Here is a 23115-nt window from a genome sequence, read left to right as displayed (position 1 = left end):
GACGATGCGTGGATGATCGTCATCGAAATATAGCGCTCGCCCACCGCCTTCGTTCAGGCACCGGCTTGTCAGCTGGCGAAAGGGTTCTTTGGACTTTTCAGGTTCACCCGCACCGGCACGGCATCAAAGCCAAGCTGGCGGCGGATGCCGTTGACCAGATAGCGTTCATAGCTGGTGGGCAACATGTCCAGACGGGTCCCGAACACAACGAAACGGGGCGGGCGGGTGCCGACCTGCGTGATATAGCGCAGTTTGATCCGCTTGCCTTTTGGTGCGGGCGGCGGATTGGCGTTGAGTGCGTCGTCGAACCAGCGGTTGAGCGCTGCCGTCGGCACGCGCTTGGACCAAGTCTTGCGCAGTTCGAACGCCGCGCCAAGCATGGTGTCGAGCCCTTTCCCGGTTTTCGCGGATACGGCAAACAGGGGGACGCCGCGAACCTGGGCAAGCCCATCGTTCAGCGCTTCCTTGATTCCGTTGAACAGGCTGGACGCGTTTTCGGCAACATCCCACTTGTTGATCGCGATCATCAGTGCACGGCCTTCCTCGACCACCTGACTGGCGATCTTGAGGTCCTGATGTTCAAGCCCCTTGGTCGCATCGAGAAGTAGCACCACGACTTCGGCGAAATCGACTGCCAGTTTGGCATCCTGTACCGCGAGTTTTTCCAGCTTGTCGGTGACCTTGGCGCGCTTACGCATGCCCGCGGTGTCGATCAGGCGGATGTCGCGTTCCTCACCGCTGCGCGGATCGGTCCATTTCCAGTCCACGGCGATAGAATCGCGGGTGATCCCCGCTTCGGGGCCGGTCAGCAAACGGTCTTCGCCCAGCAAGCGGTTGATCAGAGTGCTTTTGCCCGCATTGGGGCGGCCAACGATGGCGAGCTTCAGCGGGCCTTCGATGTCCTCGTAGATTTCTTCATAGACCTCGCCTGCTTCCTCGGCAGCGTCGCGATCTTGCTGGACCTTGGTAGCTTTCGCTTCCGCAGCGGCTTTTTCTTCCGCTTCGATCCGCGCTTCGCTGTCGCCGATGATCGGCCACAGCGCGCCAAACAGGTCGGCGATGCCTTCGCCGTGTTCCGCAGAAACCGGAACCGGATCACCAAAGCCGAGCGCGTAGCTTTCGAAAATGCCTGCTTCGGCGGCTTTTCCTTCCGCCTTGTTGCAGACCATCACCACAGGCACTTTCTGGCTGCGCAGCCAGAGCGCGATTTCTTCGTCCAGAGTGGTGACGCCCGCGCGGGCATCAATCACCATCATCGCGGCATCGGCACCGATCAGGCTGACTTCGGTCTGTTTGCGCATCCGGCCGGGCAGGGTGTGCGGATCATCATCTTCCCAGCCAGCGGTGTCGACCACCTCGAATTTCAGGCCGGCAATTTCGGCGTCGCCGGAACGGCGGTCGCGGGTGACGCCCGGCTGATCGTCGACCAGCGCGAGCTTTTTGCCCACCAGGCGATTGAACAGGGTCGATTTCCCGACATTGGGACGACCAATAATGATGACTTGCGGAAGCATGATGAGGCGCAGGTGGCGCTTAATCGTGCAATTGGCAAGCATTGCGATGAAAGCTGCCTGTTATGGTGAATATCCGTTAACCACAGCGGGCAGGGCGATACTAACCCAAATCCACCACAAGCAGCGTCATGAAGAGAGCGCTAACCATCCTCGCCGCTGGTGCCAGTTTTGCTGTGCCGCAAACCGCTTTTGCAGACGCCAGCGTCGGCTTCGAACGCGATTACGGCGCTGGATCGCGTGCGGAATTGCCGCCTTACCTGCAATGCGTCCCGTATGCGCGGGAAGTGTCGGGCATCCAGATTTACGGCGATGCCCACACATGGTGGGATCAAGCGGAAGGGCGCTTTCAGCGCGGAAACGAGCCGAAACCGGGCGCTGTCATGGCGTTTCGCCCGCATCGTAATATGCGCCTCGGCCATGTCGCAGCGGTTAGCAAGATCATCGACAACCGCACGGTTCTGCTGCGTCATGCGAACTGGTCGCCGATCAACGGGCGGCGCGGCCAGATCGAAAACGATGTCCGGGCGGTGGACGTTTCGCCAGGCAACGACTGGAGCGAAGTGCGCGTGTGGTATCACCCGCTGCAACAGCTGGGTAAAACCGCATGGCCTGTGAACGGGTTTATCTACGGAAAAAAGGCCCGGCCATCGGGCGCGAAGAGCCAGATTGCACAAGCCAAGACCTCACCGAAACCATCGGCACAGTTCGCCAGCGCCTTTACCGCGCTGGACGGCAATACCGATTCGGGCGGGAAATTCGCGTCTATGTTCGCGAAATACGGAAACTAGGTCTTAGTCGGCCTTGGCGATGGGTGGATTATCGCCCAGATCTTCGAACCAGGCTTCAACAGGTCCCTTGAGTTTGAGCGTGAGCGGGTTGCCCTTGCGGTCCAGCGTCTTGCCTGCCTGAACCTTCACCCAGCCTTCGGAAATGCAATATTCCTCGATGTTCGTGCGCTCGGTGCCCTTGAACCGGATGCCGACGCCGCGCTGCAGCAGTTCGCCGTCGAACAGCTCGCTGCGCGGATTTACTGACAGGCGATCGGGCGGAACGTCCGCGCCTGACTTTGCTGCGGTTTCCGGGCTTTCTGGATTATTTTCTTCGCTCATCGTTCTCTTTCGGCTCTGCTGCCCCGGCGGTAATATGCCCGCCTCAGCTCAATTACAGCGCCGATAGTCTGACAAATGGTATCGGGCAAGGCGTTCTGGCGCACAGTCTGCTTGCCCTTTTGCGCAGGGCCTTTTAAGGGCGCACCCTTGCTCGCGAGGTTCGCGCCCAAAAGGCGTGTGCACGCGGCTTCGTTCGGGTTGCGGGCGTGGCGGAATTGGTAGACGCGCTGGTTTTAGGTACCAGTATCTTACGATGTGGGGGTTCGAGTCCCTTCGCCCGCACCAGAACGCCGCCTGCGACACTCGAAAAGATGAGATTTTGAAAAGGTTTAAGTAGCGCACCATGCAGATTAAAGAGACCACCAACGAAGGCCTCAAGCGCGCCTATCAGGTGACCATTCCGGCCGCAGATATCGCCAGCCGTATCGACGCTGAAGTCAAGAAGATCGCGCCGCAGGTTAAAATGCCTGGCTTCCGCCCGGGCAAGGTTCCGGCGAATCTGGTCAAGAAAATGCATGGCGAACAGCTGCATGCGCAGACCGTCAACGACGTGATCCGCGAATCGGTTGACGGCTTGATGAAAGAAAAGGCGCTTCGCCCGGCGATGCAGCCAGCGATCGACCTCGAAGAAGGTTATGAAGAAGGCAAAGACGCCAAGCTCACCATCGAGCTGGAAGTACTGCCTGAGATCGAAACGCCTGAAATCGAAAACCTGAAGCTTGAGCGCCTCAGCGTTCCGGTGAAGGACGAAGCGGTCGAAGAAGCGCTGAAGAACATCGCCGACCAGCAGAAGAGCTACAAGGATGCCCCCAAGACACGCAAGTCGAAGGACGGCGATCAGCTGATTATCGATTTCGTTGGCAGCATCGACGGTGAAGAATTCGAAGGCGGCAAGGCAGAAGACGCGCCGCTGGTTATCGGATCCGGCCAGTTCATTCCTGGTTTCGAAGAGCAGCTTTCGGGTGTGAAGACCGGCGATGAGAAGACCATCACCGTGACCTTCCCTGAAGATTACCCTGCCGAGCACCTCGCCGGTAAGGACGCGCAATTTGCCGTCACCGTCAAGCAGGTGAAGGTCGAAGGCGAAACCAAGCTGGACGACGATTTCGCGACATCGCTCGGCCTCGACAGCCTCGACAAGCTCAAGGAGCTGCTGAAAGGCCAGCTTGAGCAGGAAACCAACGGCCTGACCCGCACCCAGATGAAGCGTCAGCTTCTCGACCAGCTTGCTGCCGGCCATGATTTCCCGGTTCCGGAAAAGATGGTCGACGCAGAATTCGAACAGATCTGGGCCCAGCTTCAGCAGGAAGCTGCCAAGGACGAAAATCCTGAGCAGGCGCAGAAGGAAATCGAAGACGAGAAGGACGATTACCGCAACATCGCCGAACGCCGCGTGCGTCTCGGCCTGCTGCTCAGCGAAATTGGCCAGAAGAACGGTGTTGAAGTCACCCAGCAGGAAATGAGCATGCTCATCCAGCAGGCGGCGCAGCAATATCGCGACGAAGACCGCGAGCGTTTCATCCAGTACGTCCAGCAGGAACCGATGGCTGCAGCGCAGCTTCGCGCACCGCTTTATGAAGACAAGGTCGTCGACTTCCTGTTCGACAAGGCCGATGTCACCGAACGCGAAGTGACCAAGGAAGAACTCGAAGCCGCGATTGAGGCTGACGAGGAAGCCGAGGAAACAAAAGCCAAAACGAAGGCTCCGGCCAATAAAAAGGCTGCCGCCAAGAAGGACGCGCCGAAGAAGGAAGCTGCCAAGAAAGCTCCGGCCAAGAAGGCCCCGGCGAAGAAGGCAGCCGCCAAGGACGACGAAAAGAAGCCAGCAGCGAAGAAAGCTCCGGCCAAGAAGGCACCTGCCAAAAAAGCAGACGCCAAGAAGCCGGCTGCAAAGAAAGCTGCACCCAAGAAGAAGTAAGGCGAACACCCTCCCGGCACGCTGATTTGCCGGGAGGGTTTCCCTCTGATTCAGCACGATTTTCCCCGAAACATGCTTGTCAAAGGCGGGTCGGGGCGCAATCTTGGTCTGGATGACCTATATTACCGCCACGGGGCAGTTTCTGCCCGGCGACCCAGTCCCGAACGCCGAAATGGCCGATTATATCGGCCGCTTGTCTGACAATTCAGAGCGGCTCGGGAAACTCACTCTACGACAAAACAAGATCCGCACCCGGCATTATGCGCTGGAAAAGGATGGCACTACCAGGTGGACCGTCGCCAGCATGCTGGCGCGCGCGGCGCAGGATGCTCTGTCGGTGGCGGAGATCGACGCGAAATCGATCGGTTTCCTTTCCACTTCTACAACGCAGAACGACCTGATGGTGCCGGGCCTCGCCAGTCAGGTTCACGGCGAACTTGGCCTGCCCCCGCTGGAGATTGCCAGCCAGCAATCGGTCTGTGCCAGTTCGATGATGGCGCTAAAAAACGCATGGCTGCAATTGAAGGCGGGCGAGCACAAGGCTGCGATTGTCGGCGGCGGCGAATTTGCGAGCCGGTATTTCCGGCCCGGTTTTTATGAAGGCACCGCAGCGCTTGATGATGACGGTACCCTGCCATCCGATGCAGGGTTCCTGCGCTGGACGCTCAGCGATGGTGCAGCCGCTTTGATCATGGAAGACAGGCCCGCCGCGCGCGGCCTCTCCTTGCGAGTGGACTGGATCAGCCTGCGCAGTTTCGCAGACCGTTTCGGCCCCTGCATGACGGGCGGCGGGGTGCGCCGGGATGACGGGACCATGCAGCCTTGGTCGCACCATCCGACCATTCAATCCGCCGCGTCCGCGGGCGCGTTCCAACTGCGTCAGGATGTCGACGCGCTTTACCGGATGCTTCCGGTGTGGATGGGCGAATTCATGCGGCTGGTGGATGAAGGCATGATCGATCCGGATGCGGTGGACTGGTTCTGTTGCCACTATTCCGCGCACAGCCTGCGCGAAGAGATGATCCGGCTTGCGACACGCGCGGGGTGCATGATCCCGGAAGACCGCTGGTTCTCCAATCTGGCGACCAAAGGCAATGTCGGTGCCGCTTCCATATTCCTGATACTGGATGACCTGATGCGCAGCGGTGATCTGCGTGAAGGTCAGAATATCCTTCTGGCGGTGCCGGAAAGCGGGCAATGTGTCATGGCATATGCGGGGCTGACAGTGGTCGGGCCGGGTGAAGTTGATACCGCGGGAGAGGCGAAATGAATGCAGAAACCGGAAAACCGGACACGGCGCTGGCACGCACGCACCGGGGTCTTGCCCGCGTCTGGATCGATTTCGAAACATCATTGATGACCGTACCGCTGGTTAGCCGCCTGCACGCGGGGAAGTGGCGGCGGGACGATTACCTCGCTTTGCTGCGCAATCTTCGTCAGCAGGTTGTTGAGGGCAGCCGGTGGATCAGCCGTGCTGCATCCAATCTCGGCACTAATCACGAAGAATTGCGCACGCTGTTCATCCATCATGCGGAAGAAGAGCACCGGGATTACCGAATGCTGGAGGATAATTACGTCGCCGCCGGCGGGCTGCGCGAGGACATCGTGGGCGGCGAAAAGAACATCGGGTCAGAGGCGCTGTCGGGGTACATGTACAACGCCGCCTCTCAGCGCGACCCCGTGGGTATGCTTGGCGCGATGTTCGTGATCGAAGGGTTGGGCAACCGGATTGCCGGTCCGTGGAGCAAGCTGATGGCGGAGCAACTGGATTTGCCGCCTGAAGCGACGAGTTTCTTCACCTATCACGGGGAAAATGACGAAGATCACCTGGAGATGTTCGACCGCGCAATGGAAATCGCCGTGACCAGCGATGCCGTGGGCAGCGACATCATCAAGCACGCAAAGGTCGTCGCGAGGCTTTACCGGCTGCAATTGGAAGAGATCGACAATGTCTGATGCGGATGGCGCGCCCCGCGTGGAGAAGGCCAGGGAGGAGAAGATTCTTCATGCCTTTGGCGAACACGATCCCGCTGATCCCGATCCGTGGGCTGCGCTTGCGATGGACCGGTCGCTGCCATTTGATCCAGACGCAAAGGCCGCGCTGCTGCGTGACCAGCGCAGCCCCAGCCGCCAGTTCCTGCTGCCATTTGTACGGCCGCTCGCGCGCACCACAATTGTCCTGGCGCAGATTTTCAAGAGTGTTTTCCCGCGCTTCCCCCACGCCCCGCGGTTCCTGCACTGGATGATCGCGAAGGGGATGAGGCATTTCCTGACGCCCGATGCGAACCGCCTGATCCTGCGGCATTTTCACCTTGGATCGCAGATTTTGCGCTTTATCGCGGATAACACCACGCCGGGCTTCAGACCTACGCTGGAGCCGATGCAACCAGCCACGATCGACGATGTCAGGGACAATCTGTTCCTGAAACACGATCTCAACATCTTCAACTTTTTGATCCAGTTGAACCATGAACTGGATAGGCGCGGGGGCGAGGTGCAGAAGGTGGAGCGCGTGGATTTCAGCGCGATCGACCCTGACGCGGTGCAGATTGAAGACATGCCGAAGGGGCGGCTCAACAAGATCGACCTGCAGACGGCGATCGAACTGTACACGCCCGCATATGCGTTCTGGCTGACCGACCGCGATTTCTGGCGCGCCGCCAACAGCCTGCAACTCGATGAGACAATCGGCCTGTATTGCGCGCGCATCACGGGTGAGGAAAAACATCTGGCGATGATCACCAACGCGCATCCCATGGTGCCGGAATCCACCCTGAAAGCCGGTTTCAGGCTGGTTCTCCACGGGCTGGCCACCGAAGTGCTTCACGGGTTTTTGTGCGAACTGAAGGCGAAGCAGGCGGCGCAGGATGCAGCGGTGCTACCGGCCTAGATCGCGGTTTTATTCGCAGGCATCCGGATCGACCCGGATGTTTTCGCGATTGTCAGGTGACAGGGATAGCATTTCCTCCCCCTCTCCCTTGTGGATGTGGCCTTTTCGGCGCTCGACATATTCTATGATCCTGCCGGCGGTGACGCCGTGGATCAGGATCGAGGCGAGGATCGTGAAGGACACCGTGGCCCATAGCAGATCGAGCTGTTCGAATGTCCCGTGGTTCTGGCCGTAGGCGAGGTAATAGATCGAACCCATCCCGCGAATGCCCAGAAAAGCGACAGCAGCCTTGCCTCTCCACGGGAGCGGGGTGAACCATTCTGCCATCAGGCCGCTGAGGGGACGTATCACGAAGATCAACGCGAGGCCCGTAAGCGCGGCCGGCCATGTCAGCGCGTCGAGCACGCCGCTGGCCAGCATCCCGCCAAATGCCAGCAGCACCGCGACCAGCACGATCTTTTCGATCTGGTCGATGAAGTGATGGCTGATCTTGTGATACCGGCTGGCGTTCTCGCGCTGGCGGGCGGTAACAGCCCCGACGAATACCGCGATAAAGCCGTACCCCTCAACCATTTCCGCCAAGCCATAGGCAAGTAATAGCGTGCCGAGCACGATGAGACCTTCGCTGGTCGAATAGACTTCCGACTGGTCGCCATCCTGCTTGGCCGGCCCATCAACTTCGCGCTCGAAAACATACCATGATCCGGCCCGCCCGACGAGATAACCCATCCCGATACCGGCGACGATGCGCCACACGAAATCAAGCGCGAACCATTCGATCGTCCAGCCGCCCAAGGACGCCATGCCCACCGCTGCAATCGCGAGGTAAGTGAACGGAAATGCCAGACCGTCATTGAGACCGGCTTCTGCGGTCAGGCTGAAACGCAGATCATGCCGCTCATTGTCACCCGGCGGGCCCACCTGCACGCTGCGCGCGAGAACCGGATCAGTCGGTGCCAGTGCCGCGCCGAGCAAAATCGCACTGGCCGGGGCCAGGCCAAGCGCCCACCAGCCAAGCAACGATACAAGGATAATGGTCAGCGGCATGGCGAACAGGAGCAGGGGCCATATCTGCCGCCAATTGCGCCAGTTCACCGGCCTGTCGATTGCGATGCCTGCAGCGGCGAGCGAAGCGATGACGATAAACTCGGTCACGTATTCCACAGTCAGCGCGTCGAGGCTGTCTGCCACGGGGTTGAGATGCGGCATACCCAGCGGGAGGGAAAATACCGCAAAGCCGACCCCGACATACAGGACCGGCATGGGCAGCAGACTGCGCGCAAGCCTTTTCTCCAGCGCCACAGCCAGCGTCAGGGCGAGTCCGAACAGGACAAACAGGAATATTCGCGGTTCCATCAGGACCTTCTAACGCTTGCTTGGCATCCATGCTCCAAAATCGGGCACGGGTATTTGCGACGTCCGGGCGCGTTCATAGGCGGCACCGGCTTTCAACACATCGTGGTCGGACCATTTTGCGCCGAAGAAACTGATCCCGACCGGCAAGCCATCAACCTGTCCCATCGGCACGGTCAGGTGCGGGTAACCGGCAATCGCGGCAGGGCTGCCAAAGCCGATACTGCCGTCATACGTGTCGCCATTACCCAAATCGCTGACCCATGCCGGCCCTCGGGTAGGCGCGACGAGGAATTGGACCTCATAATCGTCAAGCAGCCGATCAAGCGTTTCTCGCCCTGCGATCCGGACAGCATTTTCGCGCGCTTTCTCATACGCCTCGCGGTCGGTGGTGCTTTCGGCAAGCTCGAACAGGCCCTGACCAAAATATTGCATTTCAGTGGAGGCGTTCTGTTCGTTGAACCGGATCAGATCAGCAAGGCTGCGAGGCATGTCTTCACCGGGGAGCGAACCGAGATACTTGCCCATTTCCTCACGCAGTTCGAACAGCAGCACAGTGAAGCTGTCGCTGTACATTTCTTGGTTTGGTTCGAAATCGATATCGACCAGCACCGCCCCGGCCCGCTCCAGATCCGCCAGCGCCTTCGTGAATTCACCGCGAACGCCGTCATTCTTGCCGATCTGTTTGCGCATTACGCCAATTCGGACGCCGCGAAGCGAGTGCTCCGAAAGACCTTCGGTATAGTCGGCGCGTCGGTTCGGCACGATCATCGTCACCGGGTCTGCAGCATCCTCTGCCGCGATAGCGCCCAGCAGCCGCGCTGCGCGCAGTACGTCTTTGGCCATAGGCCCGGCAGTATCCTGAGTGCTGCTGATCGGCACGACGTGTCTGCGGCTGACCAGACCAACGCTCGGTTTAAAGCCAACGATGCCGTTGATGCTTGCGGGGCAGCTTATCGAACCGTTGGTTTCAGTGCCGATTGCGGCCCAGGCAAATCCGGCTGCGACCGCGGCACCGCTGCCCGAAGACGAACCGCAGGTGTTGCGCGCCGGATCGTGCGGATTGCGGGTGAGGCCGCCCACCGCGCTCCATCCGCTGGTGGAATCGTCGTCCCGTATATTGGCCCATTCAGACAGGTTGGTCTTGCCCAACACGACGCCGCCTGCCGCGCGCAAATTCGCCACCAGCGGTGCGTCCCTGCCGGTCAGATTGTCTTTCAAGGCAAGGCTGCCCGCAGTGGTCGGCAATTCCCGCGTCTCGATATTGTCCTTGATCAGCACGGTAAGCCCGGACAGGGGAAGTCCGGCACGCTCAGCCGCCTGCGCCTGCGCGGCTGCATCAGGGTTGAGCGCAATCACCGCGTTTAGCTGAGGCCCGGCATCGTCCAGCGCCGCGATGCGTTCGATCTGCAATTTTGCCGCAGCCGCCGCGAGGCTGACGCGAGGCATCAGATTGGATTCGATTGGCCGTGTCGGTCGCTGCACCGGCGCGGCTTGCAGGCTTGCCCCTTCCGACGCCTCAGCCGCAGGTAGAGCCGCACAAGAGGCGCAGGAAATCGCAGCGGCAATTGGCAGGATAAATTTCTTCATGCTGCGCACGGTGCCAGCATCTGCCGCGAAGGCAAGTCCCGGCGCGGGTCAGACCTAGAAATTGCCGGAGACGCTGAACCTGAAAATCGGGCCGATCCGCCGGTCGAGCTTTTCCGCAAAGACGATGTTCGCGTTGGGGCGGGGCCCGTCGAAAACGACGCGTTCGAACTTGTTCCGTGCGCCCAGTATATTGCCATAGCTGGCGTTGACCGTCAGCCCGAACACATCCTTGTGTTCGACAAACAAATTGGCGAATGTCGGACCTTCATAATCGCGGCCCGTCTCGAACCGGCGGGAGTAATTCGCGCGGTTATCGGTGAACAAACCGCCGCCCCATGCCCAGTCGGTGCCGAGGATGTCATGGCGGAAATTCACGTCGAGCAAATCGGTAAACCGACCTGAAAAGGGCCGTCTTCGGCCCACGAACGGGTCGTTAACGTTGTCCCATCGGCGGATACCGCGCACTTCGAAACGGGCACCGTCCCAGCCCAGTGGATCCATCTTGAGCGTGGTGTTCAGTTCAATCTGGGTGCGTTCCGCGCTGCCGATATTGCCGCGTGCTTCGCCGCCATCGGGCAGTGGGAAGAAATCGATGAAATCTTCATACCAGACCTGTTCCAGCTCAAATGTTGCGGAGCCCCATTCGCCCAGTCCCTTGTTTACTTGGAGTGCGACGTTCCAGCTCTGGTCCGGCTGCAATTCGTTATTGCCGCCGTTCGCGTTGTCATCGTTGATCGACACGCTGGCGAGAAAGTCACCAAATGAAAGCTGGCCGACCCGGCGGCGCAATTCGACCGAGATGTCGAGATCGTCTTCGGGTTTCCATGCGAGGGAGAACGACCCCTTGGGGCGCTGGAAGCTGCGCGAGTTGGCGGCGACACCGGTTTGCTCGATCTTCGAATATTCCGCGCCGCCGGTTGCCTGCAAGGAAAGCTTGGGGGTGATTTGCCTGCTGAAGCTGAGGATGGCTTCATACCGGTCTTCAGTGACACCGCCATTTCCCGCCGGGAATGCGATTTCGGTAAATCCCCCCGCCGGTGCCAGTTCGAACAGGCGCGACGTGCGGTTCAGCCGGTTGAACGCTGCCTCGCCCGAAATCTGCCAGTCGCCGCCCCACATTTTCCAGCCATATTCCAGGCGGCCGATCCGCTCGCCCGCTTCGTTGACCTGTGTGAAGCGCGATCCGGCATCGCCGCGTCCGTCATTGAAGCGGTCGATCACCGTGCTTGAGAAATTGTCGCGTTCGAACCGCTCGAGCCCGATCAGCTTCAGTGTGCCCGGTCCGAAAGGGAACTGGATGTCGGCGCCGATTTCATATTCCGGCCCGTCTTCCTCGCGGGAGGCGTCACGTTCGCGCACCAGGCCGTCAGGGGATACGCCGATCTCCGGTTCTTTGCGGGAGAAGTAATCTTCGCCGTAACTGAGGTTCAGATTGGCCACCGTGTCTGCGCCGAAGTCATAGGCGAAGATGGCGCTCAGCTTGGGATTGTCGAATTTGCCCGAAACCTTGCTGAACTGTTCTTCGATCACGGCGCCGCTGGCGTCGGTAATCAGGCTCGGACCATCGGCCCCGAAGCGATTGTTGTCGTTGGACAGGGCCAGTGTGTAGTCGAGATCGCCCCGGCTTCCGGTCAGCGAGATTTCCCCGCCATACAATTGCGCCTCGGTATTGTGGGCCCGGAATCCGCCTCTCCAGCGAAACTGGCCGGATGTGCCGGTGTTCACGTAAACGATATTGGCGACTTGACCGGACAGGCCGGGAATGTCGAGCGCGTTGCCGTCGAGGATTTCGATGCGAACAACGTCGCCTGCGGGAATCCGGCGCAACTGGTCGCGGACGCTGTCCGACTTGCTGGAGAAACGCTCCCCATTGACGATAACGTTCTGGTTCGCTTCGCCCAGACCGCGCTGGCCATCATTGCCGTCATCGATGGAAAAGCCGGGAATCTGCGAAACCATGTCCAGCGCACTGCGCGGGGCAAACTGTTCGAAATAGGTCGGCTCGAATATCCGCGCATCGGCACGCGGAGCGGCTGCGCTGAGGCCCATTGTGGCCGGGGTTTCTGCCGCGCCTGCGGGCTGTTCCTGTGCCAGCGCGGGTGCACAAAGGCAGGCGCTTGCACTGAACAGAAGGCAGGACGCCAGGCGCATCGATGGGGGGCGTGCAGCCGGTGTCATAGGTATCTTCTCCGCAGCGGGCCCTGCTTCGCGTCCGGGATGATTAACAGTGCGCTTCGATAGGACGCGCATTCGCCGGGACAAACGACATTGGATTGTCACGGTTTTCCACCCGTGATTTATCCTGCGAAGGTTAATCCCCTTGAACTCCACCGTGTCAGTCGCGACATAGGCCTTCGAACTTCGAGACAGAGGAATTCCATGATCGATCTTTCCGCGCAGCTTGGCGACACTTTCGGCTCTCAGGGCCAGTTCACGCGTGACCCCAATACCGGCGCGCTCGTGCCTGTCGTGGTGGAACAGACCAGCCGCGGTGAACGCAGCTTCGACATTTTCAGCCGGTTGCTTCGCGAACGCATCGTCTTCGTCACCGGTCAGGTGGAAGATGGCATGGCTTCGCTGATCACTGCTCAGCTGCTGTTCCTGGAGAGCGAGAATCCCTCCAAGCCGATCAGCATGTACATCAATTCGCCGGGCGGCGTGGTTACGGCCGGAATGGCGATCCACGACACCATGCAATATATCAAACCGCGCGTTTCGACGGTTTGCATGGGTCAGGCAGCATCGATGGGCAGCTTCCTGCTGGCCGCCGGTGAGCCGGGTATGCGTGTCGCACTGCCGAATGCGCGGATCATGATCCACCAGCCTTCGGGCGGTGCGCGCGGCATGGCGTCGGACATTGAAATTCAGGCTCGCGAAATCCTGCGGATCAAGAGCCGGATGAACGATCTGTATGTCAAATACACCGGGCAAAGCCTGGAAGATATCGAGCGGGCAATGGACCGTGATACCTTCCTCGAGGCTGACGAAGCGATGAAGTTTGGCCTCGTCGACAAGGTCTTCGAAACACGTCCGGAAAATGAAGAACCGGACGATGCCGACGGTTCAGGCGGCGCGCCGAAGTAACGCTCTCGCGGGCCGGGTATCGGTCTCGCGCAGGGTATGCGAGCGTCCACGCCCGCGGCCCTGTGCTGGGGTCCTGTACCGGGGCGGGACGTTAACTGTAGCTTTTCGGCAACCCTGTGCTTTCAGCTGTCTGTAACGGGCATCTGCTAAGCACAGCAGGTTGATTATACACGATCCGGCCTTAGAGTCGGACGAATCTCCCCGCCAATGAGGGCGCTACGGGGGGATTCGGGAACACGGGATATGACAAAATTGAGCGGAACCGACTCTAAAAGTACGCTTTACTGCAGCTTCTGCGGCAAATCGCAGCACGAAGTTCGCAAACTGATCGCCGGCCCAACCGTCTTCATCTGCGATGAATGCGTGGAGCTGTGCAACGACATCATTCGCGAAGAAACCAAGGCCGGCATCGCTGGCAAGGGTGAAGGCGATGTGCCGACCCCGATGGATATCTTCACGACGCTCAACGACTATGTCATCGGCCAGGACCGCGCGAAGCGGGTCCTCTCGGTTGCTGTGCACAACCACTACAAGCGGTTGAAGCATGGCGGCAAAGCTGGCGATGTGGAGCTGGCGAAATCGAACATTCTGCTCGTCGGCCCGACCGGCTGCGGCAAGACGCTGCTGGCGCAAACGCTGGCGCGCACATTCGATGTGCCGTTCACCATGGCAGATGCGACCACGCTGACCGAGGCAGGTTACGTTGGTGAAGATGTCGAAAACATCATTCTCAAGCTGCTGCAGTCGTCCGACTATAACGTCGACAAGGCGCAGCACGGCATCGTCTATATCGACGAAATCGACAAGATCACCCGCAAGGCGGAAAATCCCAGCATCACCCGCGATGTTTCGGGCGAGGGCGTTCAGCAGGCGCTGCTGAAACTGATGGAAGGTACCACCGCCTCCGTCCCGCCGCAGGGCGGCCGCAAGCATCCGCAGCAGGAATTCCTGCAGGTCGACACGACGAACATCCTGTTTATCTGCGGCGGTGCATTTGCCGGTCTCGAGAAGGTGATAGCCGACCGTCTCCAGAAACGCTCGATCGGTTTTGGAGCGAACGTTGCCGATCCTGACAAGCGCCGCATCGGCGAACTGCTGGAAAAATGCGAGCCGGAAGATCTGCTGAAATTCGGTCTTATCCCTGAATTCGTAGGCCGTTTGCCGGTAATCGCGACTTTGCGCGATCTGGATACCGATGCCTTGGTTCAGATCCTCAGCGAGCCGAAAAACGCTCTGGCGAAACAATATGCCAAGCTGTTCGAACTGGAAGATGTCGAGCTGACATTCCAGCGCGACGCGCTGGAAACCATCGCGCAGAAGGCCATTGAACGCAAAACCGGCGCGCGCGGTCTCCGATCGATCGTCGAAGGCATCCTGCTGGATACGATGTTCGACCTGCCCGACATGGAAGGCGTGACCGAAATCGTGATCGACAAGGACGTGGTCGAAGGCCGCAAGGAACCGATCCGCGTCATGGGCGGCAAGGACGAGGAAAAGGAAGAAGCCGCTTAGAAGGCTGCTTCCCGGTTGCCGCTAATCCGGTGACGCCTGTTTGAAGTTCAAAATACCGAGACGGGTCTGGCATATTGCCGGGCCCGTCTTTTGTTTGAGTTCACGGCGCTGCCGCGACGGGGGTGATCTGGCGCATCAATCCACGCGGCGACGAATATATTGTCGCTGAATCTGCCCTTCGTGACATTCCCGCCACAGTTGTGACACTCTCGATTTCGGGCGCTTTACTTTGTGCTGCAGCGCAGCATAGTGTCAGCGAATTGCAGATAACAACGGGGAAGCAATCATGATCAATCGAAACCGGGCGCTGCGTGCAACATTGTTGCTGGCAGCGAGTTCCATGCCTTTTGCAGCTTATGCGCAGGAAGTGCCCGCAGAACCGGCGGCTGAGGCGCAGGACGAAGTCATCGTCGTGACCGGTTCACGTATTGCTCGTGACCCCAATATCGGTTCGCCTGCACCCATTCTGGCCATCGATGCTGCCGCGCTGACAGAGACGGGCAGCGGCGACGTGGTCGATGTGCTGCGCAACGTTCCGGCTCTTTCTACGTCGACTTCGACCGAATCCTCGCTCGACGGCGTTTTTTCCTTCTCCGTCGGCCAGGCAACCTTGAACCTGCGCGGTTTGGGCGCGGGCCGTACACTGGTGCTGGTCAACGGCCGCCGCCACGTTTCCGGCGTAGCTGGTGCGCAGGTCGTGGACATCAACTCCATCCCGAGCGCGCTTATTGAACGGGTCGAAACAATCACCGGCGGCGCATCGGCAGTTTACGGTGCCGATGCTGTGACCGGCGTTGTCAACTTCCAGCTTCGCGATGATTTCGAAGGTCTTGAAGGCAACGTGCAGTCCGGCATCTCGCACAAGGGCGATGCCTGGCGGATCAATGGTGACCTTACCTGGGGCACGAACTTCGCCGATGGCCGCGGTAACATTACCGTGACCGGTGAATATGCGCGCAATGACGAACTGCTTTACGGTGATCGTTCCTTCAGCCGCGACAACGGAATTGCCGATGACCAAGGCAACCCGGCGCTGCGTTTCCAGAACGGCGATATCGGCACGGGTACCCCTAACTTTGCCAACTTCTATTCGCTGGCCAACGGCTCGTTCCCGACCGGTTTCCGTATCCCGACGAGTGCGGCTGATTTCCAGGCTGACTATCTCGCAGAATTTGGCACAACCCCGACGCTTAGCGCAGCGGAACTGGCGCTGATCGAGCGTGCTGCGAGTGCACCGAGCCGGCTCATCGCCCGCGATCCGCGCTTCTCGCTGTCCTCGGCTGGCGGCGTTATCGCGCCGGGTGATATCGGCCTCAGCGATGGCCCGGACATCAACAATAATGGCACTGCCGACTGTCTTGAATCTTCGGTTGGCTTCAACTCCACATTCAACCCCGGTGCGTTCGGTCTCGCTGGCGGCTGTGCCAACATCAACCCCGATGGCAGCGTCTCGGTCTATCAGGATGGCCTCATCACCGGCCTGTTCAACCAGTTTGGCGGTGACGGCATCCAGAACAATTTCAACGAGAATTCGCTGACGCCTGAGACTGAACGCTGGTCTGTCAACGTCAACGCTTCGATGGAATTTACACCGGCTGCGGAACTGTTCTTTGAGGGCAAGTATGTTTCCAACACTGCTGAATTCCAGGGTCAGCCAAATACGTTCTACGATCTGCTGACCATTCGTTCGGACAACCCGTTCATCACCGGCGATCTGCAAGATTTCGTCGCACCGTTGTTCTTTGGCGGCGGGGACGGTCTCTACATCACGCGTGACCCGGCCGACCTAGGCCAGAACCGCGACCGTAACGAATTCGAGACATGGCGCTTTGTCGGCGGTCTGCGCGGCGAAATGACCGATCACCTGCGATACGAAGTGTCGGTGAACTACGGCAAGTTCGACCAGAAGAGCATCAACAATAACAGCGTCATTCTGGATCGGTTCTATGCCGCAATCGACGTGATCAGTGACCCGGTAACGGGTAATCCCATCTGCCGTTCGGATATCGATCCGACTGCACCGGCAACGACCCCGTTCGGCATCCCTGCTGGCGATCCCGGCTTCTTCAGCTTCAACCCGGGTGACGGCCAGTGTGCTCCTGCCAATATCCTTGGCGGGGTCGGCGCTATCAGCCAGGAAGCAATAGACTTCATCACGGCAACCACCGTCAACCGCTTTGCTCTCGACCAGCTGGTGCTCAACGGCACGCTCATCGGTGACACGGGCGGCTTCTTCGAGCTGCCGGGCGGTCCTGTCGACTGGGTTGTCGGCGTTGAATTCCGCAAGGAAACCAGCGATTCGCAGTTCGATCCGCTGATCCGCGGTGTTGTCCCTGTCGATACGCCGGATGCGAATGCAGGCGATCTGCTCCGTGACCTGCCGAACGCACAAAACTCGCTGGTATTTGACCCGGCGTCGATCATCGACAATGCGGGCGGCGACTTTGACGTGTTCGATGCATTTGCAGAAGTTCGTCTGCCGCTTCTGGCCGACAAGCCTTTTGCAAGGCTGCTCGAACTCAACGCAGCGGCGCGGTACGCGAACTATTCCACGGTCGGCAGCACCTTTACCTGGAATGTGAATGGTCTGTACGCCCCGGTAGAGGACATCCTGTTCCGCGGTACGTATTCCAGCGCGGTGCGTGCGCCGAACATCAACGAATTGTTCAACCCGGCGCAGGGTGCGTTCTTCCGCCCGGTCGACCCGTGCGATGCATCGGAACTTGCGAACGCGCCTGATCCGGCCCAGCGTCAGGCAAACTGTGTTGCGCTGTTCAATTCGATCGGGTTCGATCCAACCTTCGGCACCGGCACATATTCCTATGTCGATCCGCTCACCGCACGTTTCTCCGGCTCGATCAGCGGTAACCCGAACCTTTCGGAAGAAACCGCGACGACCTGGACGGTGGGCACGCAGATCACGCCTTCGTTCCTGCCGGGCCTCGCGCTGAGCGTCGATTACTACAACATCGAAATCGAAGATGCGATTTCGACTGTGAGCGCGCAGGACATCGTGAACAATTGCGTCGACAGCGCAAACTTCAACAATCAGTTCTGTACGCTGGTTGACCGCAGTTCCAGCAATGGCGGGTTTACCTTCCTGCGTCAGTCGTCGCTGAACTTCGCGCGTCTTGAAACTGCCGGTGTCGAAGCATCGGCACGTTACAGCTTCAACCTTGGCGATCACGGCTTCACCCTCGCGGCGGCCGGTAACTGGGTGGACAAGCTGGACCGCTTCTTCGATCCGTCAGACCTGACCAATCTTGATCCTGAACTGGGTGAACTGCAGCGTCCGGAATGGTCCGGCAACGCGTCGCTGACCTGGGATTGGGACCGTTTGAGCATCACCTGGTCGACGACCTATCTCGACAAGATGGCGCTGCGTTCGGTTGAAATCGAAGATGTGGGCACGATCTACAGCGCTGAAAACGCGATTTCGGACGAAACCTTCATCCATGATATTTCGTTCAACTTCGAAGCCAGCGACCGTTTCTCGTTCTATGGCGGTGTGAACAACATCTTCAACGAAAAGCCATTCATCACTGAGCAGGCCTATCCAGTCAGCCCGGTTGGCACCTACTTCTTCCTTGGCGCGAAGGCCGGTTTCTAAACCGCTAGGTTACGATGAAAACAGGGCCGGTCAGCATGTGCTGGCCGGCCCTTTTTCGTGGCGGAATCAGAAAACCCCGCCCGGCCGGAGGAATGGCCAGGCGGGGTTCGGTTTGCGCTGCATCCGAAGGGGAAAGGAGCAGCGCAGTCAGGCCGCCGAAGTTCCGTAAGACGGCGGCTTTGCTTTAGTGGTTGTGATCAACCCGGCAGGAACACACCATCGGTGACGTGAATGACACCGTTCGATGTCTTCACGTCTGCGGTTGAGACAACGGTGGTGCGCCCGGCCGCGTCTGTGATTGCAACGGTATCGCCGAACTTGCTGGCCACCAGCGGATCACCGGCCACTGTGCTGATCGTTACGGCACCGCCATTTTCGTCAATCATGGACAGCAGGTCAGCCGCAGTCACACTGCCGGCCACCGCATGGTATGTCAGCACCTTGGTCAGAGTGCCCTTGTTTTCCGGCTTCAGCAGACTGTCGACCGTGCCGTCCGGCAGTTTGCTGAACGCATCGTCGGTCGGCGCGAACACGGTGAAAGGCCCCGGGCTGGCGAGTGTGTCCACCAGACCGGCTGCCTTGACCGCAGCGACCAGCGTATTGTGCACGCCGGTACTCATCGCGGTTTGCACGATATTCGGCTGGCTCTTTTCGGCCATCTTGTGATTATGCGCGGATACCGGCGCTGTGCTGATGGCGGCAAAAGTGCCCATGGCTGCCACTGCGGCAAAGGCGGCGGCTCTGAATTTGGATGGTGTACGCATTTGGTAATCTCCTCTTTTTCCAAGCCCCGTCCTGCTTGCGTGAGGAGTTACGCAGCCCGCCGGGTGGCGGATGCATAAAAATTCGGAATTATCTCAGATCAGCGAGAATGCGCCTTCCGCCACGACCGGGCCGGCAGCTTCGTCAGCCGGTTTCCCGCCAAGTGGTTCGCGGGTGAGAACCATTTGCGACCCATCATGGATCAGCGAGGCCAGATCCGGGTCGAGCGGCATCCGCACTTCCTCGCCAGGCTTCACGACACCCAGCGATCGGAGTTCGCCCTGCGGCGGGACAAGCCACAATTCGTGGTCGTGCACCCCATCGGCTGTCAGTCCGCTGGCTGATACGAGCATTTCGGACCGATCGGGCAGATAGGTCACTGCGAGGCGCAGCGATGTATCCCCGATGGGAATGTTCGCCATCAAAGGCGCCTCTGGTTGAGGCTCAGCCGGGGATTGCTGCATCGCGGGGATCGTCAGAAATGCCACCGCAATTGCCGCCGCTGCCGACACCAGGCTGGCGACTTGCCATTGGCGCACCCGCCTGCGCAGGGCAGTGACTTCTGCCACCGGAGTGCCGCCATCCAGCCGCGCCTGTATCCGGTCCCACAAATCCGCACCGGGCTGGGCCCCGGCAAGTTCATCCTGCAGCGGTGCGAGGCGTTCTTCCCAATCGGAAACCTCGCGCGCAAAGTCAGGATCGCTGGCGGCCAGCCCCCGCGCCATGACCAGCTCTTCCCCTTCCAGCAGGCGAAGCGCATGCTCTGCGGCGAGACGTTCCCTTTCTGTCAGTTCAGGAGCTGTCATTTCTCTAGGCACCTTTTCAATTTGGCCAAACCGCGCCGGACCCAGCTTTTCATCGTGCCGAGCGGGACGCCTTTCGCCTCGGCCAGCTCCGCATAGGTCTTACCATGGAAAAAGGCTGTCCGGATCGAATCCTGGGTTTTCTCTTCCAGTTCGCGCAGGCAATGATGGATGCGGGCGTTGCGCTGACCGGTTTCGACCAGTTCATCCGCCAGCGGCGCTGTGTCTTCGATCTCAGCTGCCTCGTCCACCGGAACCGCGCCTCGCTGGACCTTGCCCGACCGCAAACGGTCGATTGCGCGGTTGCGGGCAAATGTCGCCAGCCAGGTGATCGGGCTGGCCCGTTCAGGGTCGTAGCGCCCGGCGCTGCGCCACAAGCTGACATATACGTCCTGCAAGGCATCCTCTGCTTCATCGCGGTTTCCCAAGATACGAAGGCAGATGCCGAATAGTTTCGCCGATGTGGCTTGGTAGATCGATTCCAGCGCCGATCTGTCTCCGCTGGCGAGACGGACGATATCGTCTTTCAATGCCTCCCGCTGGCGGACTGCGTCGTTCATATCGCGCAGCCCTTGCCATTCTGGGCGCATTCGAGTGTCTGTTCGATCTGGATCGTCGCGTGGTTGATCCGGTGATGGTGCTTAAGTTCTTCGGAAATATCGTGAAGAAATGCATCGCCGGGGTGCCCGCCCGGCATGACCAGATGGGCGGTCAGCGCGGTTTCGGTCGTGCTCATCGGCCAGATATGCAGATCATGCACCGCCTCGACGCCTGGCAGACCGCCAAGAAACCCGCGGACGTCCTGTTCCGAGATACCTTCCGGCACGCCCAGCAATCCCATTTTCACGCTGTCTTTCAGCAGCCCCCACGTGCTCCAGGCGATGACCGCCACGATGACGAGACTGGTCAACGGATCGATCCACCAGGCACCTGTCAGCAAAATCACGATGCCCGCCAGAACCACGCCAACCGAGACCAGCGCGTCGGCGGCCATGTGCAGGTAGGCCCCGCGAATATTCAGATCATCCTTGCGGCCGCGCATGAACAGCATGGCGGTGCCGGCGTTGATCAGGATGCCGATCCCCGCGACGATAACTACCGTCATCCCTTCGACAGGGGCGGGTTCTGAAATCCGGTGAATGGTTTCAAACGTGATTGCGCCAATCGCCACCAGCAGGAGGCCGGCATTGGCCAGAGCAGCAAGGATCGTCGAACTTTTGAACCCGTAGGTAAATCGGTCGGATGGCGCACGCTTGGCAGCGATGCTGGCACCCCATGCCAATAGCAGCGCCAGTACGTCGGAAAGATTATGACCGGCATCGGCGATAAGCGCCATCGAGCCGGAGAGCAGCCCGTAAACCGCTTCTACGATCACGAAGCCTGTGTTGAGGATTACCCCGATCGCAAATGCGCGGCCAAAATCTGCCGGTGCGTGGCTGTGTCCAGGCCCGTGCGAATGCCCGTGCGAATGCCCGTGCGAATGCCCGTGCGAATGCCCGTGCGAATGCCCGTGCGAATGCCCGTGCGAATGATCGTGCCCGCTTTCGTGCCCGCTATCGTTACTGTGTGAATGCCCTGCGCCCATCGCGATCACTCGTAGACGCAGGAATCCAATCCGTCACGCCTTACTACACCCATGCGCGATGCAATCGTGTTGCCGTAACGCCGTGTAAAACCAGCCGGATTGGTGACGGAGCGTTCCTTCGGCAGGGGCAGGGCTGCTGCCATGCGCGAGGCTTCGCTCTTGCTGAGGCGGGCCGCCGAATGATTGAAATAACGCTGCGCCCCGGCTTCCGCGCCGTAGGTGCCGATGCCGGTTTCAGCGACATTCAGATAGACTTCCATGATCCGCCGCTTGCCCCAGATGTTTTCGATCAGGAAGGTGAACCACGCCTCGAACCCCTTGCGGATATAGCCGCCACCTTGCCACAGGAACACGTTCTTTGCGGTTTGCTGGCTGATGGTGGAGCCGCCCCGGATACGGCCACCCTGCGCGTTTTTGCGGATTGCCTCCTCGATCGCTTCCGCGTCGAAACCGTTATGACTGCAAAACTTGCCATCCTCTGCCGCGATTACCGCGGTCACCAGATTGCGGTCGATATTGGAGAGCGGTTCCCAGTCCTTGGTCACGCTGTTTTCGTCCATCAACATTGTGGCAGTTATTGGCGGCGGAACGAATTTGAACAGCACCACGAACGCCAGGCTAAGTCCGACGAACCAGAGGACGATTTTCGCCAGAAGTTTTGCAATGCGCAGCAGCATGGGGCTCGGTTTCAGCTAGGTTTCAGCTTGGGCGGTGCGTCGGGGAATTGGCTTAGAGGTTCGACCGCAAGGCAGCGGGCCAATCGATCCGGCGCAGAAAGCTGCCAACGTCCGGGAAGGTCGCTTCGCTGCCGGTCCAGCTGGCGCGGTATTTGACCAGCCATTTGTCACCTGGCGGGCAGTAAAGGTAAACGTCCGAGATCAGGGCAGGATATCCCTCGCGCATCGAATTCGCGGGCAAGCGGTACCGCGCGGCAAGACCGAAATCAGTATTGCCCCCATTGGGCGGCGAGATGAATCCCTGACCGCTTAGCTCGGCACCGCGATATTCTGCCACGTTGTTTCGCGCATCGAGGAAAATCTGTGAGCAGGAGAGATCGGAATAATCGGGATAGACATAGACGGTCACGTTCAACGTGCCGTCTGCATTGTTATACTTGTAACCGATGGCTGCATCCCTGCCATCGCTCGTGAATTCGGTTGCCTGCCCGCGCTCGAATCCGCCGACAGTTTCGGGAAAGCTCACATCCACCCCGCGGTGCGTCCAATCGCCGGCAGGCGGGTCGATACTGGTTTGCCCGGCGGCAGGTGCGCTGATCAGGGTGATCGCCAATGCAGCGCTAATGGGCCGAAGTGATTGGATGAAACGCATGTCTTGTCCTCCCTGAAGAATGCCGTTGTCACTATCTACTCCAGACGGGTGCAAAT

At 59.6% G+C, this 23115-nt stretch carries 19 protein-coding genes and 1 tRNA gene; 9 read left to right on the top strand and 11 right to left on the bottom strand.

What is annotated here, in order from left to right; genetic code table 11:
- Positions 1 to 68 precede the first annotated feature (68 nt).
- Positions 69 to 1514, bottom strand: a complete 1446-nt coding sequence (gene der, locus PO778_RS08440; RefSeq protein WP_160730464.1) for a ribosome biogenesis GTPase Der — start codon at positions 1512 to 1514, stop codon at positions 69 to 71.
- A 128-nt stretch (positions 1515 to 1642) separates the two neighbouring features.
- Here der and PO778_RS08435 point away from each other — a divergent pair, with 128 nt between their 5' ends.
- Entirely contained in the window at positions 1643 to 2302 is a 660-nt protein-coding gene (locus PO778_RS08435; RefSeq protein WP_271439245.1) for a CHAP domain-containing protein, read from the top strand.
- Positions 2303 to 2305: 3 nt separating this feature from the next.
- Here PO778_RS08435 and PO778_RS08430 read toward each other — a convergent pair whose 3' ends face one another.
- Positions 2306 to 2623, bottom strand: coding sequence for a DUF3297 family protein (locus PO778_RS08430; protein ID WP_271439244.1), 318 nt, complete (start codon positions 2621 to 2623; stop codon positions 2306 to 2308).
- Between the two features lie 200 nt (positions 2624 to 2823).
- On the opposite strand from PO778_RS08430, the gene PO778_RS08425 reads away from it, so the two are divergent.
- The 5 genes from PO778_RS08425 to PO778_RS08405 all read left to right on the top strand — a co-directional run bounded on the left by PO778_RS08425 (position 2824) and on the right by PO778_RS08405 (position 7431).
- A tRNA-Leu gene (locus PO778_RS08425) sits at positions 2824 to 2908 on the top strand.
- A 58-nt stretch (positions 2909 to 2966) separates the two neighbouring features.
- Entirely contained in the window at positions 2967 to 4541 is a 1575-nt protein-coding gene (gene tig, locus PO778_RS08420) for a trigger factor (protein WP_271439243.1), read from the top strand.
- A 112-nt stretch (positions 4542 to 4653) separates the two neighbouring features.
- Positions 4654 to 5811 carry a 3-oxoacyl-[acyl-carrier-protein] synthase III C-terminal domain-containing protein gene (locus tag PO778_RS08415; protein WP_271439242.1) on the top strand — a complete coding sequence of 386 codons (1158 nt, stop codon included), beginning with the start codon at positions 4654 to 4656 and terminating at the stop codon, positions 5809 to 5811.
- A complete protein-coding gene (locus PO778_RS08410) occupies positions 5808 to 6497 on the top strand; it encodes an iron-containing redox enzyme family protein (RefSeq protein ID WP_271439241.1) in 690 nt (229 codons plus the stop codon). Before PO778_RS08415 ends, PO778_RS08410 begins: the two co-directional genes overlap by 4 nt.
- Positions 6490 to 7431, top strand: a complete 942-nt coding sequence (locus tag PO778_RS08405) for a DUF6999 family protein (protein ID WP_271439240.1) — start codon at positions 6490 to 6492, stop codon at positions 7429 to 7431. Before PO778_RS08410 ends, PO778_RS08405 begins: the two co-directional genes overlap by 8 nt.
- A 9-nt stretch (positions 7432 to 7440) precedes the next feature.
- On the opposite strand, the gene PO778_RS08400 is transcribed toward PO778_RS08405, so the two are convergent.
- The 3 genes from PO778_RS08400 to PO778_RS08390 form a co-directional block, all read right to left on the bottom strand.
- On the bottom strand, positions 7441 to 8787 hold the full coding sequence (locus tag PO778_RS08400) for a cation:proton antiporter (RefSeq protein ID WP_271439239.1): 1347 nt from the start codon (positions 8785 to 8787) through the stop codon (positions 7441 to 7443).
- A 9-nt stretch (positions 8788 to 8796) separates the two neighbouring features.
- Positions 8797 to 10233: an amidase gene (locus PO778_RS08395; protein WP_438944390.1), complete on the bottom strand. Its 1437-nt coding sequence runs from the start codon at positions 10231 to 10233 to the stop codon at positions 8797 to 8799.
- 195 nt (positions 10234 to 10428) lie between these two features.
- On the bottom strand, positions 10429 to 12552 hold the full coding sequence (locus PO778_RS08390) for a TonB-dependent receptor plug domain-containing protein (protein WP_160730456.1): 2124 nt from the start codon (positions 12550 to 12552) through the stop codon (positions 10429 to 10431).
- 201 nt (positions 12553 to 12753) lie between these two features.
- On the opposite strand from PO778_RS08390, the gene PO778_RS08385 reads away from it, so the two are divergent.
- The 3 genes from PO778_RS08385 to PO778_RS08375 all read left to right on the top strand — a co-directional run bounded on the left by PO778_RS08385 (position 12754) and on the right by PO778_RS08375 (position 18580).
- Positions 12754 to 13458: an ATP-dependent Clp protease proteolytic subunit gene (locus tag PO778_RS08385; protein ID WP_160730455.1), complete on the top strand. Its 705-nt coding sequence runs from the start codon at positions 12754 to 12756 to the stop codon at positions 13456 to 13458.
- Positions 13459 to 13701: 243 nt separating this feature from the next.
- Positions 13702 to 14970, top strand: coding sequence for an ATP-dependent Clp protease ATP-binding subunit ClpX (gene clpX, locus PO778_RS08380; RefSeq protein ID WP_160730454.1), 1269 nt, complete (start codon positions 13702 to 13704; stop codon positions 14968 to 14970).
- A 286-nt stretch (positions 14971 to 15256) separates the two neighbouring features.
- Positions 15257 to 18580, top strand: a complete 3324-nt coding sequence (locus PO778_RS08375) for a TonB-dependent receptor domain-containing protein (RefSeq protein ID WP_271439237.1) — start codon at positions 15257 to 15259, stop codon at positions 18578 to 18580.
- A 197-nt stretch (positions 18581 to 18777) separates the two neighbouring features.
- On the opposite strand, the gene PO778_RS08370 is transcribed toward PO778_RS08375, so the two are convergent.
- From PO778_RS08370 to PO778_RS08345, 6 genes are all read right to left on the bottom strand, one after another.
- The gene (locus tag PO778_RS08370) at positions 18778 to 19344 is read right to left on the bottom strand and encodes a fasciclin domain-containing protein (RefSeq protein ID WP_271439236.1); all 567 of its coding nucleotides are present in this window, start codon (positions 19342 to 19344) and stop codon (positions 18778 to 18780) included.
- Between the two features lie 93 nt (positions 19345 to 19437).
- Positions 19438 to 20148 carry an anti-sigma factor gene (locus tag PO778_RS08365; protein WP_271439235.1) on the bottom strand — a complete coding sequence of 237 codons (711 nt, stop codon included), beginning with the start codon at positions 20146 to 20148 and terminating at the stop codon, positions 19438 to 19440.
- Positions 20145 to 20705 (bottom strand): sigma-70 family RNA polymerase sigma factor, encoded by a 561-nt coding sequence (locus tag PO778_RS08360; RefSeq protein WP_160730450.1) that lies wholly within the window; start codon positions 20703 to 20705, stop codon positions 20145 to 20147. Before PO778_RS08360 ends, PO778_RS08365 begins: the two co-directional genes overlap by 4 nt.
- Positions 20702 to 21730: a cation diffusion facilitator family transporter gene (locus PO778_RS08355; RefSeq protein ID WP_271439234.1), complete on the bottom strand. Its 1029-nt coding sequence runs from the start codon at positions 21728 to 21730 to the stop codon at positions 20702 to 20704. The genes PO778_RS08360 and PO778_RS08355 overlap by 4 nt, the downstream gene beginning before the upstream one ends.
- A gap of 5 nt (positions 21731 to 21735) precedes the next feature.
- Positions 21736 to 22407, bottom strand: a complete 672-nt coding sequence (gene mtgA / locus PO778_RS08350) for a monofunctional biosynthetic peptidoglycan transglycosylase (protein ID WP_160730448.1) — start codon at positions 22405 to 22407, stop codon at positions 21736 to 21738.
- A 52-nt stretch (positions 22408 to 22459) separates the two neighbouring features.
- Positions 22460 to 23059, bottom strand: a complete 600-nt coding sequence (locus tag PO778_RS08345) for a hypothetical protein (RefSeq protein ID WP_271439233.1) — start codon at positions 23057 to 23059, stop codon at positions 22460 to 22462.
- Between the last annotated feature and the right edge of the window lie 56 nt (positions 23060 to 23115).

This window comes from Pontixanthobacter luteolus (genome assembly GCF_947494915.1).
Classification (GTDB): Bacteria; Pseudomonadota; Alphaproteobacteria; order Sphingomonadales; family Sphingomonadaceae; genus Pontixanthobacter; species Pontixanthobacter luteolus.
The sequence above is the reverse complement of the archived record's forward strand: the minus strand, read 5'-3'. Positions and strand labels throughout refer to the sequence as shown.

What these genes read in the sequence shown, in the direction of transcription:
- PO778_RS08385 (WP_160730455.1), top strand. Translation starts at nt 12,754, where the DNA reads ATGATCGATCTTTCCGCGCAGCTTGGCGACACTTTCGGCTCTCAGGGC.
- PO778_RS08400 (WP_271439239.1), bottom strand. Translation starts at nt 8,787, where the DNA reads ATGGAACCGCGAATATTCCTGTTTGTCCTGTTCGGACTCGCCCTGACG.
- PO778_RS08375 (WP_271439237.1), top strand. Translation starts at nt 15,257, where the DNA reads ATGATCAATCGAAACCGGGCGCTGCGTGCAACATTGTTGCTGGCAGCG.
- PO778_RS08365 (WP_271439235.1), bottom strand. Translation starts at nt 20,148, where the DNA reads ATGACAGCTCCTGAACTGACAGAAAGGGAACGTCTCGCCGCAGAGCAT.
- PO778_RS08370 (WP_271439236.1), bottom strand. Translation starts at nt 19,344, where the DNA reads ATGCGTACACCATCCAAATTCAGAGCCGCCGCCTTTGCCGCAGTGGCA.
- PO778_RS08415 (WP_271439242.1), top strand. Translation starts at nt 4,654, where the DNA reads ATGACCTATATTACCGCCACGGGGCAGTTTCTGCCCGGCGACCCAGTC.
- der (WP_160730464.1), bottom strand. Translation starts at nt 1,514, where the DNA reads ATGCTTCCGCAAGTCATCATTATTGGTCGTCCCAATGTCGGGAAATCG.
- PO778_RS08430 (WP_271439244.1), bottom strand. Translation starts at nt 2,623, where the DNA reads ATGAGCGAAGAAAATAATCCAGAAAGCCCGGAAACCGCAGCAAAGTCA.
- PO778_RS08405 (WP_271439240.1), top strand. Translation starts at nt 6,490, where the DNA reads ATGTCTGATGCGGATGGCGCGCCCCGCGTGGAGAAGGCCAGGGAGGAG.
- PO778_RS08390 (WP_160730456.1), bottom strand. Translation starts at nt 12,552, where the DNA reads ATGACACCGGCTGCACGCCCCCCATCGATGCGCCTGGCGTCCTGCCTT.
- mtgA (WP_160730448.1), bottom strand. Translation starts at nt 22,407, where the DNA reads ATGCTGCTGCGCATTGCAAAACTTCTGGCGAAAATCGTCCTCTGGTTC.
- PO778_RS08360 (WP_160730450.1), bottom strand. Translation starts at nt 20,705, where the DNA reads ATGAACGACGCAGTCCGCCAGCGGGAGGCATTGAAAGACGATATCGTC.
- PO778_RS08435 (WP_271439245.1), top strand. Translation starts at nt 1,643, where the DNA reads ATGAAGAGAGCGCTAACCATCCTCGCCGCTGGTGCCAGTTTTGCTGTG.
- tig (WP_271439243.1), top strand. Translation starts at nt 2,967, where the DNA reads ATGCAGATTAAAGAGACCACCAACGAAGGCCTCAAGCGCGCCTATCAG.
- PO778_RS08355 (WP_271439234.1), bottom strand. Translation starts at nt 21,730, where the DNA reads ATGGGCGCAGGGCATTCACACAGTAACGATAGCGGGCACGAAAGCGGG.
- PO778_RS08410 (WP_271439241.1), top strand. Translation starts at nt 5,808, where the DNA reads ATGAATGCAGAAACCGGAAAACCGGACACGGCGCTGGCACGCACGCAC.
- PO778_RS08395 (WP_438944390.1), bottom strand. Translation starts at nt 10,233, where the DNA reads ATGCCTCGCGTCAGCCTCGCGGCGGCTGCGGCAAAATTGCAGATCGAA.
- clpX (WP_160730454.1), top strand. Translation starts at nt 13,702, where the DNA reads ATGACAAAATTGAGCGGAACCGACTCTAAAAGTACGCTTTACTGCAGC.
- PO778_RS08345 (WP_271439233.1), bottom strand. Translation starts at nt 23,059, where the DNA reads ATGCGTTTCATCCAATCACTTCGGCCCATTAGCGCTGCATTGGCGATC.